Consider the following 12,290-nt stretch of genomic DNA (forward strand, 5'->3'; position numbering starts at 1 on the left):
GCCTGGGCCACCCGCCTGGCCGCGGCGGACGGCGAGCCGGGCAGTGCGCGGCGGGCCGCTGCCGCTGCCGCCCGCCGGGCCGACCATGACCGGCACCGAGCGGCGGTCGTGGCCACTGACCCAGCGGGGCTGGCCGCTGGCATGACGGCGCTGGCTGAGGGACGGCCAGGGGCCGTGGAGCCCCGGGCGGCCGGCCGCGGCCGGCCCCGGGTCGTGCTGGTGTTCCCGGGCCAGGGCCCGCAGTGGGACGGGATGGGCCGGCGTCTGGCCGGCGCCGTGCCGGTGTTCCGCGACGCGATCCACCGCTGTGACGCGGCCATCGCCCGCTGGACCGGCCGGTCGCTGTGGGACGACCACACTGGCCTGGCCATCGAAGGCACCGCCACTGTGCAGCCGGCGCTGTTCGCGACCCAGGTGGCGCTGTTCGAGACATGGCGGGCGTGGGGAATCGAACCGGACGCTGTCATCGGGCACAGTATGGGCGAGATCGCGGCCGCCTACGCCTCGGGCGCTCTCAGCCTTGACGACGCGGCCCGGGTCGCCTGTGAACGCAGCCGTCTGCTCGACGAAATCTCCGGCGCCGGCGGTCTGGCACTGGTCGAGCTGGCCGCCGACGACGCGGCCGAGCTGGTGCGGGGCCGAGAGCACGAGCTGTCCGTCGCCGCGGTCAACGGGCCCCGGGCGACGGTGTTGTCAGGGCCGGCGGCGGTGCTGGAGGATGTGATCACTGGCCTCACCGAACGGGGCGTGTTCGCCCGCCGGATCGCGGTCGAGTTCGCCGCCCACGGGCCGCAGGTCGAGCCGTTGCAGCCTCGGCTGCGCGCGGCGCTGGAGGCCCTGCGGCCCGGCACCGCCACCGTCCCGCTGTACTCGACGGTCACCGGCGGCCCGTTGCCTGGCAGCGAGCTGGACGCGCGCTACTGGGAGCGCAACGTGCGCGCCCCGGTGCTGTTCGCCCCGGCCCTGCAACGCCTGCTCGCCGAAGGCTACGACACGTTCGTCGAGGTCGCGCCGCACCCGGTGCTGGCCCGGCCGATCGAGGAACTGGCCGGTGAGACCGGTTACCCCGTCACCGTGATCTCGTCGATGCGGCGCACCGAGCCTGAGCTGGCTGGGATGCTGTCGGCCCTGGGCACGCTGTACACGGCGGGCGCGCCGGTGGCCTGGGATGCGCTGTACCCGGGTGCGGTGCCGCACGCGGACATCCCCCACCACGGCTGGGAGCACCGGCCGTTCCCGATCGCCCGGGTGGCGGCCGGCGGTCCGCGGCCGGCCGCGCCGCCCACCGCGGCGGCTGGGCCGGGTCCGCTGGGCCGGCGCATCCCGGTGGGGGTTGAGCCGTCCCTGCGCCTGTGGTCGCTCGACGTCGACCTGGCCGCCGCCCCGGAGATCGCCGACCACCAGGTCGACGGGATGGCGGTGGTGCCGGGGGCTTACTGGCTGACCGCCGTGGCGCGTGCTGTCGCCGCCGAGCGTCCCGGCGAGCCGGTGGTACTGGCCGACGTCGCTTTCGCCCAGCTGTGCCCGGCCGGCCCGGACGCGGCCGCTGAGCCCCAACTGGCCATCCGGCCCGAGGACAGTGCCGAGGCCACAGCCGGGGCCGGGGGGACTACGCGGTTTACCGTCACATCCGGACCGGCCGGCGCGAGCCCGGTGACCCACGCCGAGGGGTGGGTGCCAGCCGCGGCTGGCGACGCGCCGCCGCAACCGCCGCCGCCGCCGGCCGCGGCAGCCCGTGACCTGGCACCGGTCCCGATCGACGAGCACTACGCCCGCCTGGCCGCCGCCGGCCTTCGGTACGGCCCGCGTTTCCAGGGCCTGACCCAGTTGTGGGCGGGCGGCGGGCGGGCTGTCGGCCTCGCCCAGCCACCGTCCGGCCTGGCCTTGCCAGGCACCAGAGCCGCCCTGCACCCGGCCCTGCTCGATGCCTGCCTGCAGGTGGTCGCGGCCGCGGACACAACGGTGATGCGGGCGGGCTCGGTGCCGGTGCCGGCCCGGATAAGGCGGGTGTGGAGCCAGCCGGACGTCCCGGCGCCGGCCGAGGTCTGGTGCCATACCCAGCTGACCGCGGCCTCGGCCCGTGAGCTGACGTGCGATATCACCGTCACCGGTCCGGACAGCCAGGTGCTGTGGGCCGCGGCTGGCTTCACCCTGCGGCTGGCCGGTCCGGCCCGGCCGGTCGAGGATGGCCGGCTCTACCAGGTGCGCTGGGAGCCGCTCGTGCCCGCGCCCAGGGCCGGCGGCCGGAGCGCGGGCGGCTGGCTGGTCGTCGCAGACGGCGCCTTCGGGCGGGCGGTCACCGGCCGGCTGATCGCGGCCGGTGACCGGTGCCTGACCGCGGTCAACGGCCTGGCGCTGGGGCCGGACGAGTATCAGCTCCCGCCCGGCCCCAGCGCTTATACCGAGGTACTCGCCGAGGCCGAGTCCCGGTTCGGGACGTTACACGGTGTGGTGGACGCTCGAACCGCCGGTGACAGCTCCGACGCGGCTGAGGACGAGTTCGACCCGTCCGCCGTCGCAGCCCGGGGTGTCGACGCGCTGCGGCTGGCCCACGCGGTCATCAGGCGGGAATGGCCGGCCGGCGCTCCCCGGCTGTGGGTGGCCGCGGCCGGCGGCGGGACGGACGGGCTGCTCGACGCGGCCCGGACCGGGCTGGCCCGGGTACTGGCCAACGAGCACCTCGAGCCCGGGTGCACCGCGGTCGAGATCGAGGTCGACGCCGGCACCGTGGGCTCCGGCCTGGATGCGCTCTGCGCGCTGCTGCGGTCCGGGGGACCACCGGGCCAGGCCATGATCCGCGGCGGCACGGTGCTCACCCCGGTGCTCACCGCATCCGTTGGCGCCCTGGCTGGACCGGACACCGCAGCGGACACCGCACCGGCGGTCCCCCAGGTGCGCCCCGACCGGACCTACGTCGTCAGCGGCGGCCTGGGCGCGTTGGGCCGGCGGGTGGCGCGCTGGCTTGCCAGCATGGGCGCACGGCACCTGTTGCTGCTCGGCCGGGGCGCGCCGTCCCGCGACGCCGACGAGGATCTGGCCGGGCTCCGAGCGGCCGGCGTGACGGTCCAGACCGCGGCCGTCGACGTGGCCGACGCTCAGCAGCTGGCCGGGGCGCTGCGGCCCGGGGGCGCGGCCCCGCCTGTCGGCGGTGTCTTCCACCTGGCCGGTGTTCTCGAAGATGCCCTGGTCGCGGACCTGACCGAAGCCGCCGTCATGCGGGCGTTCGCCGGGAAGGGGATCGGTGCCTGGAACCTGCACATGCTGACCCTCGACCAGCCGGTCGAATTCTTCGTGCTGTTCTCGTCACTGGCCGGTCTGATCGGCTCGCCCGGGCAGGGCGCGTACGCGGCGGCCAGCGCCTTCCTGGACGCGCTGGCTCGGCACAGAGCCGCGGCCGGGCTGCCAGCTCTCAGCGTCGACTGGGGCACCTGGTCCGGTGACGGGCTCGCGGCCGGCGGGGTCGAGCGGCTGGCCGCTCGGGGCGTGCTCCCACTGGACCCCGACACCGGCATCGAGCTGCTGGGCGAGGCGGTCAGCAACGGGGCGGCGTGGCTGGCCGCGGCCGGTTTCAACCTCGAGCTGCTGCATCAGGCCGGCGCAGGCCCGGCCGCCCGGCAGCTGTTCGCGAGATTGCTGCCAGCCGGCCGGCCCGGTGAGCCGTCCGCGCGCGACCTGGTACTGGCTGCGGCCCCGGCCGAGCGCCGGCAGGTGCTGCGCCGGCTGCTCACCGGCGAGGTCGCGCGGGTGCTCGGCGCCGAGCGGGCCGCCGTCCATCCGGACGTGCCGCTGCAGGAGCTGGGCTTCGACTCACTGATGGCCATCGAGCTGAGGAACCGGCTGGAAGCGGGGCTGCGCATCCGGCTGTCCGCGACCTTGGTCTACGCCCATCCCACCATCAGCGACATGGCCGACGCCCTGCTGGCGAAGGTCGTACCAGCGGCACCAGCGGCCCCTGCCCCCGAGCCGGCCGAACCGGCCGAACCGGCGGACCTGGACCTGTCCCGGCTGAGCGATGACGAGGTCGCTCACCTGCTCGAGCGGGAACTCGAAGCATTCGATCTGGATGGGGAGAGATGACGACGGAGGAGCACAGCGACCAGTCCGCGCTGCTCGTCCGGGCGCTGCGGCAGCTCCGCGACGTCCGGCAGCGGCTGCGGGAGGCTCAGCACGCCCGGCATGAGCCGATCGCGGTGATTGGCGCCGGTGTGCGCGCCCCGGGTGGGGCCAGTGACCTCGACAGCCTGTGGCGCCTGCTGACGGCGGGCGAGGACGCGGTATCGCCGCTGGTCCACGACGTCCACGGGCATCGTGCGCCGGCGGATGCCGGCGCCGGGCCGCAGCCCGGGGCCCGGGGCGGCTGGTGGGGCGGGATGCTGCCGGCGGTCGACGGGTTCGACGCCGAGTTCTTTGGCATGACCGCGACCGAAGCCGCCCACCTGGACCCCCAGCAACGGCTGGTACTGGAGGCGGCATGGGAGTCCGTCGAGGACGCCGGGCTGCCCGCCGAGCGGCTGCGCGAGCGTCCGACCGGCGTCTTCCTGGGCCTTTACGGCGCCGACTACCTGAACCTGCAGCTGTCCGGGCAGGCCGAGGTCACCGCGTACACGGCTCCGGGCGGTGCGCACAGCGTCGCCGCGAACCGACTGTCCTACCTGCTCGATCTGCGGGGACCGAGCCTCGCGGTCGACACGGCGTGCTCGTCGTCGCTGATCGCGGTCCACCTGGCCTGCCGGGCGTTGCGGGCGCACGACTGCGACTACGCGCTGGTCGGCGGGGTCAACGTGATCCTGTCCGAGGCCGCGACCAGGATGACCGAGAAGGTGCTGCCGCTGGCTCCGGGCGGGCGGTGCCGGACGTTCGACGCCGGCGCCGAGGGGATCGTGCGGGCCGAGGGCTGCGGGATCCTGCTGTTGCAGCGGGCCAGCGACGCCCAGTCCGACGGGCGCGCGGTGCGGGCGTTGATCCGAGGCACGGCCGCCAACCACAACGGCCACGCGAACGGGCTGACAGCGCCCAGCCCGCGCGCGCAGGTCGAGCTGATGCGCCGGGCGCTGGCCGACGGTGACGCGGACCCGTCCGACGTGGTGTACGTGGAGGCCCACGGCACCGGTACCCGGCTTGGTGACCCGATTGAGGCCGAGGCCCTGCGGGAGGTCTACGGCCCGGGACAGCGGCCGTGCGCCGTCGGCTCGGTGAAGACCAACTTCGGCCACCAGGAGGCGGCGGCCGGAGTGATGGGGCTCCTGAAGGCGATGTTGGTACTGGAGCGCGGGCAGGTGCCGCCTCACCTGCACCTCACCCGCATCAACCCCGAGATCGACCTGGACGGCACCCGGCTGACCGTGCCGACCGTGTCTTGCCCGTTGCCGGCGGAGCCGGACGGGCCACGGCCGTTGGCCGCGGTCAGCTCCTTCGGCTTCGGTGGGGCCAACGCCCATGTGGTGCTTGAGGCGCCGCCGGTTGCGGCCCCCGGGCCGGGCCAGCCGCTGGAGCCGGCGGACCGGCTGCTGTTGCCGCTGTCCGCCCGCACCCCCGGGGCGCTGGCCACGCTCGCCAGCCGGTTCGCCGAGCGGCTGGCGGTGGCCGGGGACGGCGAGGCCGCCGCGATCTGTGCCTCCGCCGCCGTCGGCCGCACCCACCACAGCCATCGGCTGGCCGTCGAGGCCACCGGTGGGGCCGGGCTGGCCGCCCGGCTGCGCGACGTGCCGGTGGACCGGGTCCGGCCCCGTGACCTGGGCGAGCGCCGGCTCGCGTTCATCGTCTCGGGCCAGGGCTCGCAGTGGCCGGGCATGGGGCGCGGCGTGCTGGCCGCCTACCCGGTGGTGCGGGCCGAGGTCGAGGCCTGCGAGCCGCTGATCCGCGACCTGACCGGGTGGTCGGCGCTGGCCGAGCTGACCGCGCCCGAGGAGCAGGCCCGCTTGCACCGGACCGAGGTCGCCCAGGTCGCGATCGGAGTGCTCGCGCTCGGGCTGGCCGCCCAGTGGCGGGCGTGGGGCGTCGAACCGCACGCCGTGGCCGGGCACAGCATGGGTGAGATCATCGCAGCCCGGCTGGCCGGCGCGCTCGAGCTCGACGAGGCGTTGGGCCTGCTGGTGCGCCGAGCCCAGCTGACCGAGCAAGCGGCCCGCGGGGGCCGGATGGCCAGCATCGCGCTGCCCGCGGACGAGGTGCGGCGGATCGTCGCGACCGACGGCGGGCCGGTCTGCGTAGCCGCGGTCAACGCGCCCCGTTCGACCGTTGTGTCCGGCGAGCGGGCGGCGGTCGAGCGGGTCACCGACCGCGCGCGGGCCCTCGGTGCCGCGACCCGGCCGCTGCGGGTGGATTACGGTTTCCACAGCCCGTTGCTGGCCGCGGCCGCGGGCGCCCTCGCCACCGCGGCACCGGCCGGGCATGACGCTGATGGCCCGGCGCTGTACTCGACCGTCACCGGGAGGCGGATGCGGGGCGGTGACCTCGACGGTGAACACTGGGCCCGCAACCTGGGCGACGCGGTCCGTTTCCAGCCGGCGCTGGAAGCCCTTGCCCGCGACGGCGTGACCGTGTTCGTCGAGCTCGGTCCCCATCCGGTGCTGCTGCGCGATATTGGCACCACGCTGGAGGCCATCGATGCCCCCCATGTCGCCGTGGGCAGTCTGCGCCGCGACCGGCCGGCCCGCGAATCCCTGCACCGCTCGGTGGCCGACCTCTACCAGGCTGGGCTCGATGTGCGCTGGGACGCTGTGCTGGGGCGACCGGCCCGCCGGGTGAACCTGCCCCTGTATCCCTGGCAGCGCAGGCGGCACTGGCTCGACGTCCACGGTGGCACCCCGCCGGCCGTGGCCGCGCGGCGCGCCGCATCGGCATCGGCCGCCGTCGCCGGCCAGGATGCGGCCCCGGTCGAGGTCGAGGTCGAGGTCGAGGTCGAGGCGACGATCGCCTACCTCCAGCGACGCGTCGCCGACGCGCTCGACCTGGGCGACCCCGCCAGGATTGGCCGCGATGCCCAGCTCGAGGAGCTGGCCCTGAGCTCCCTGATGATCGTTGAGCTGAAGAACCAGATCGAGCGCGACTTCCTGGTGACAGTGCCGCTGCAGGCGCTGTTGGCGGGGGGCACCGTCGAAGCCGTCGCCCAGCGGCTGGCCGGCGGCTTTGCGGCCGGTGGGAGCCGGCCCGCAGCCGGCAGCGGCCGGGCACCGCTCGGGCGCGGGGCATGAACGTCAGCGTCCCCCGCGCCGCCGCGTCGCGGATCGTGGCCCGCGCGGTGCCGCCTCCGGAGGCGATGCCGCACCCGGAGGCGGTGCGGCTGGTGTGCTTCCCCCATGCCGGCGGCGGGCCGGCCGCCTACCGTGGCTGGCCCGCCGGGCTGGCCCCCCGCATCGAGCTGTGGAACGCGACCATGCCGGGCCGGGGCCGGCGCCGCGACGAACCACCGGCCCGCGGCTGGGACCGGCTGGTGGCCAACTTCGCGGCGGCGATCGCGGCCGAGACACCACCGCCGTACGCGCTGTTCGGGCACAGCCTCGGCGCGCTGGTCGCGTTCGAGGTGGCGCGTTGCCTGACCGTGGCCGGCGTCCCGCCCACCCACCTGTTCGTCTCGGGACGGGCCGCGCCCGGCTGGCGGGAGCCGTCCGCCGTCCCGCCCACCGACGACGAGCTGGTCAGTTATGTCGACCGGTGCTACGGCGGGATCCCAGCCGCCGTGCGGGCGGTACCAGAGCTGATGGAACACTTCGTGCCGCTGCTGCGGGCCGACCTCGAACTCGCCGCCGGCTACCGGTTCCAGCCGGGGCCATCGCTGCCGGTCACGGTGACGGCGCTGGCCGGCGATCGTGACCCGGCGGCCCCGGCCGCCGGCGTCTCCGCCTGGGCCGGCCAGGCCGGGGCCGGGTTCGAGGCCCATGTGTTCCCGGGCGGCCACTTCTTTCTCCATGACCAGCAACAGGCGGTGCTGCGGCTGGTGCGGCGCCGGTTGACCGCAACGCAGCGAGAGAGGCACCAAGATGACCGAGCGGTTTGATGTGGTTGTCGTGGGAGCGAGGTGCGCCGGTTCGCCGCTGGGCGCGCTGCTTGCCCGCCGTGGCCTGAAGGTGGCCGTCCTGGAGCAGGTGACATTCCCCCGCCCAACCCTGTCGTCGCACGTCATGCAAGCCGACTCGCTGGCGTTCCTGAACCGGCTGGGCGTGATCGACCAGGTGCGGGCGACCGGGGCGCCCTTCATGTCCCGGTGTGATGTCCGGCTCGACGACTTCCGCTTCACGGCCGGCTTTCCGCTCCACCTGGGCGACGTGGGCGGGGCGGCCGCGGTCCGGCGCCACCTGCTCGATCCGATCCTGGCCGACGCGGCGGCCGACGCCGGGGCGGATGTACGGCTGGGAACCCGGGTGACCGCGCTGGTAACCGAAGGCGGGCGGGTGGTCGGCGTGCGGGCGCTGCGTGACGGCAGCGAGAGCGAGATCCGGGCCGGGCTGGTCGTCGGTGCCGACGGGCGGGACTCGACCGTGGCCCGGATGACCGGCGCCCGCCGCTACAACGTTACCGAGAGCGAACGAGTCTACTACTGGACCTATTTCGAGGGTGCGAACCTCGGCGCCGCACCGACGTTCGTCTTCCACCGGTGGGGTGACCGGCACATCTTCTCCGGGCCGGCCGACAGCGGGCTCTACCTGGTCGGTGTCTCTCCGCGGGAACACGAGGTCGAGATGTTCCGCCGGGATCTGGCAGGGTCGCTGATGGCCCATGTCAACAGCTGCGCGCCGATCGCGGACACGCTGCGCGACGCCAAACGGGCCACCAAGATCTATGGGATCCTGCGCTTCGAGGGCTACTTCCGGGAGGCGTCCGGGCCTGGCTGGGTCCTGGCCGGCGACGCCGGGCACTTCAAGGACCCGGCCGCCGGGCGTGGTATCGGTGACGCATTCCACCAGGTGGAGACGCTGGCGCCGATGATCGAGTCCGGGCTGGCCACCTCACGGGCCGCGCTCGACTCGGCGATGGGTGACTTCGTGCGCTGGCGGGACAAGCAGTACAGCTCCTACTACTGGATGGCGGCCGACTTCGGCCGGCTCGGAGCGGTGCCGGCGGTGTTGCCGGCGGTCACCCGCCGGCTCCACGACAGCGGGCAGATCAACCGTCTGTTGGAGATGTTCGCGCATCGCGTATCACCGGCGGAGCTGCTCACCCCCGGCCGGCTGGTGGGCGGGGTCGCCGCCGTGCTGGCCGGCGCGTCCGGCCGCCGTGGCCCGGCCGTCCGCGAGATCGCCAGCCTGCTGGCTACCGAGGCCCGGCGCCGCCGGCTCAACAAGCGGCCCGTGTTCGCCGTTACGGCCGCGAACCGGGCCGGCCGCGGCCTCCGGTCAGGACAGCCTGATCCCGATGCCCGTCTCGAGTGGGAGCTGACACCATGACCACCCATGATTTCGACGCTGACCGCGGCTCTGCCAGGACGGGACCAAGGGGCTCCGGCAGCATGGCCGCGGATGGAGGCGCCCTGGGCTGGGCATCGGCCGAGGACAACGACGCCAGGCGCCGCCCGGACGCCGCGGGCCGGACAGCCCTGTTACCGGAGCCGCTCAGTTTCGAACAGACCGTGCCCCGGGCGATCGCTCACCGGCGGGCGGTGGGCGAGGTGTTCGTCACCGACTCCCGTCAGCTCGCCGCCGACGACTTTCTCTGCGCCATCCAGCTCCCACGCGGCCACAGCCTGTGGGCGGACCGCGCCCGTGGTTTCCATGACCCGTTCGCGGCAGCCGAGGGCGCCCGCCAGAGCGCCTTCGTCGTGTTACACCGCTACCTCGGCGTCCCGGTCGGGCTGCCGTTCAGCATGCAACGCTTTGCCTTCGAGGTGCTCGACCTGGCCGCTTTCCGGGACGACGAGCGGTGGCCGCTGGCGGCGGTGCTGCGCTACCGGATCACAAACCTCCAGCTGCGCGGCGGTGAGCTGGGCAGCCTCACCCTGACCGCCGAGCTGGCGGTCGACGGGGCCCCGGCGATGACCGTCAGCGGGGATGCCGTGTTCATGTCCCGCGACGACTACGAGGCGCTGCGGGCCTTCCAGCGGGCCCGCAAGCCGATCGAACCGGGGCGGATCCCGCCGCCGGCAGCGCCGATCGACCCGGCCGGGGTCGGCCGCCGCGATGTGCGCAACGTGGTGATCGGGGCACCGCTGGAGGGGGCTGGGGACTCGGGCGTCATCCGCCACCCGGTAGTGATCGACCGGAGCCACCCGGCGTTTTTCGACCACGACTACGACCACGTGCCCGGCCCCTTCCTGGTCGAGGGTTTCCGGCAGGCCGCGATCGTGGCCGCCCTGCGCGCGGGCCTGGTCGCTTCCCCGTCGGTGGCGATGGCCGGGCTGCTGGTCGACTTCGCCGGCTTCGGTGAGTTCGAGGCGCCGCTGGCGCTGTCGGCGGTGGCCGGACCGGTGTCGGCTGGCGGCTGCGTGCCGGTCGAGGTGACGCTGGAGCAGTTCGACGAGCGGATCGCGCACGGGCGGGTGGACCTGCGCCCGTTCCCGGGCCCCTTCCCGGGCCCCGTGACGGGGGCGCCGTGACCACGGCCGGCAGCCGCATGGTGGGCGGCCAGCGCGGCATGCCGCTGTCATCGGGAGCCGGGCAATGCTCAAAAAATGATCACTCAACGATCAGGCAACGTGGCCGAAAATGGCGGCCGAGCCGCCTGCGGCACGCGGCGCCCGTCATGCTCTATTATGTCGGCACAGACATGTGGGAAAAGACATCTGGACGGGCCTGCGGTAACAGAGCAGTGGTAACAGAGCAGCAGTGAAGGGGGCGGTATGGATCTCGGCCTGCGAGGGAAACGCGCACTGGTGACCGGCGCGTCCAAAGGCATTGGCGCGACCACGGCCGATGTGCTGGCCCAGGAGGGCTGCGACCTGCGCTTGGCGGCACGCAGCGAGGATGGCCTGGGGGAGGTGGCGGCGAAGATCCGGGCCAACTACGGCGTCGACGTGGCCATCCACCCCGCCGACCTGCGTGCGGCCGAGGACATCGCCCGGCTCGCCGAGGCGTCGGCCGATATCGACATCCTGGTCAACAATGCTGGTGACATCCCCGGTGGTTCACTGGAGGACCTCGACGAAAGGGCCTGGCGATACGGCTGGGAACTGAAGGTGTTCGGGTACATCAACCTGACCCGCCTGGTCTACGCACGGATGAAGGCGCGCGGCGGTGGGGTGATCGTGAACGCCATCGGAGCGTCGGGGGAGCGGCACGACCCCGATTACATCGCCGGCAGCACCGCGAACGCCGCGCTGATGGCCTTCACCCGGGCGCTGGGCGGTCGCGGGCCCCGGGACAACATCCGGGTCGTCGCGGTGAACCCGGGTCCAGTGGACACCGAACGGATCATGACGCTGATGAAAGCGGTGGCGCGCAGCCGGTTCGGTGACGAGTCCCGGATCACCGAAATCATGGCCGACTTCCCGCTCGGGCGCTGCGCGACCACCCGGGAGATCGCCGATGCGATTGCCTTCCTGGCCTCGGAGCGCTCCGGGTACACCAGTGGGACCGTCCTCACCGTGGACGGGGGCTTGTGCGCCCGGGGGTGAACGAGCAGGCCAATCGGTCACCGCCTGGTCAGGCCACGTTCGACATCGAGGCGACGATGTCGGCCAGTTTGTTGAGCGTCTCAGGACTGCGAAGGATCTGGATAACGACACTGAGTCGTGGATCATCAGCGATATGTAGTCGGACATAGTCGGCGGTGAACCTCCCGGCTGACGGGTGGTGCCAGTTCAACGCCCCGGAGCGGAACGTTTCCAGCCGCCGGGTGGCCCAGGCCTGGCGAAACTCCGGGCTGGCCGCTTCGATCCGCCGGATGAGGTGCTGAAATTCCGGGTCATCGATGGCATCGGCGCTCTCCGACCGCAGCATCGCGGTCAGCCGGCCGACCTGTCCCGGCCAGTCGGGAATCAGTTCGTGCATCCATGGGTCGGTGCACATCAGCCACATAATGTTGCGGTCCTCCGGCGGCAACATGTCAAGGTGCGGCAGCAGCGCGACCACCCCCTTATTCCAGGAGAGCAGATCGAGGCGCCGATTAATGATATAGGCCGGGTTCGGTTCGAGTCGGTGCAGCAGCCGGTCGTAGGCAGGGGAAATCTTCAACGGGGCTGGCGAGCCGGAGAGCGGCTTCTCACCGGCGAGCTTGAACAGATGCATAGTTTCGGCCGCGGACAGGTCGAGCGCCCGTGCGATGGAATCAAGGACTTGTCGAGACGCACGCACCGGACGGCCCTGCTCCAACCAGGTGTACCATGTTGTGCTCACGCCAGCACGCTCCGCCACCTCCTC

The 12,290-nt window shown here is 73.5% G+C and carries 7 protein-coding genes; 6 read left to right on the top strand and 1 reads right to left on the bottom strand.

Features of this window, described 5'->3' with window-relative positions:
- Positions 1-108 precede the first annotated feature (108 nt).
- From MJ797_RS23380 to MJ797_RS23405, 6 genes are all read left to right on the top strand, one after another.
- The gene (locus MJ797_RS23380; RefSeq protein WP_239341264.1) at positions 109-4,077 is read left to right on the top strand and encodes an SDR family NAD(P)-dependent oxidoreductase; all 3,969 of its coding nucleotides are present in this window, start codon (positions 109-111) and stop codon (positions 4,075-4,077) included.
- Positions 4,074-7,193: a type I polyketide synthase gene (locus MJ797_RS23385; protein WP_239341268.1), complete on the top strand. Its 3,120-nt coding sequence runs from the start codon at positions 4,074-4,076 to the stop codon at positions 7,191-7,193. Before MJ797_RS23380 ends, MJ797_RS23385 begins: the two co-directional genes overlap by 4 nt.
- Positions 7,190-7,996 (top strand): thioesterase II family protein, encoded by an 807-nt coding sequence (locus tag MJ797_RS23390; RefSeq protein ID WP_239341270.1) that lies wholly within the window; start codon positions 7,190-7,192, stop codon positions 7,994-7,996. Before MJ797_RS23385 ends, MJ797_RS23390 begins: the two co-directional genes overlap by 4 nt.
- Positions 7,980-9,383 carry an NAD(P)/FAD-dependent oxidoreductase gene (locus MJ797_RS23395; protein WP_239341272.1) on the top strand — a complete coding sequence of 468 codons (1,404 nt, stop codon included), beginning with the start codon at positions 7,980-7,982 and terminating at the stop codon, positions 9,381-9,383. Before MJ797_RS23390 ends, MJ797_RS23395 begins: the two co-directional genes overlap by 17 nt.
- 62 nt (positions 9,384-9,445) lie before the next feature.
- On the top strand, positions 9,446-10,528 hold the full coding sequence (locus MJ797_RS23400; RefSeq protein WP_239341274.1) for an AfsA-related hotdog domain-containing protein: 1,083 nt from the start codon (positions 9,446-9,448) through the stop codon (positions 10,526-10,528).
- 243 nt (positions 10,529-10,771) lie between these two features.
- Complete coding sequence (locus tag MJ797_RS23405; RefSeq protein ID WP_239341276.1) at positions 10,772-11,545, top strand: SDR family oxidoreductase; 774 nt, start codon at positions 10,772-10,774, stop codon at positions 11,543-11,545.
- A gap of 28 nt (positions 11,546-11,573) precedes the next feature.
- On the opposite strand, the gene MJ797_RS23410 is transcribed toward MJ797_RS23405, so the two are convergent.
- Positions 11,574-12,290: helix-turn-helix transcriptional regulator (locus MJ797_RS23410; protein WP_239341278.1), on the bottom strand; the 717-nt coding region annotated here is incomplete at its 5' end.

Origin of the sequence: Protofrankia sp. CiP3 (assembly GCF_917627345.1) — a bacterium.
Classification (GTDB): domain Bacteria; phylum Actinomycetota; class Actinomycetes; order Frankiales; family Frankiaceae; genus Protofrankia.

What these genes read in the sequence shown, in the direction of transcription:
- MJ797_RS23400 (WP_239341274.1), top strand. Translation starts at nt 9,446, where the DNA reads ATGGCCGCGGATGGAGGCGCCCTGGGCTGGGCATCGGCCGAGGACAAC.
- MJ797_RS23390 (WP_239341270.1), top strand. Translation starts at nt 7,190, where the DNA reads ATGAACGTCAGCGTCCCCCGCGCCGCCGCGTCGCGGATCGTGGCCCGC.
- MJ797_RS23405 (WP_239341276.1), top strand. Translation starts at nt 10,772, where the DNA reads ATGGATCTCGGCCTGCGAGGGAAACGCGCACTGGTGACCGGCGCGTCC.
- MJ797_RS23395 (WP_239341272.1), top strand. Translation starts at nt 7,980, where the DNA reads ATGACCGAGCGGTTTGATGTGGTTGTCGTGGGAGCGAGGTGCGCCGGT.
- MJ797_RS23385 (WP_239341268.1), top strand. Translation starts at nt 4,074, where the DNA reads ATGACGACGGAGGAGCACAGCGACCAGTCCGCGCTGCTCGTCCGGGCG.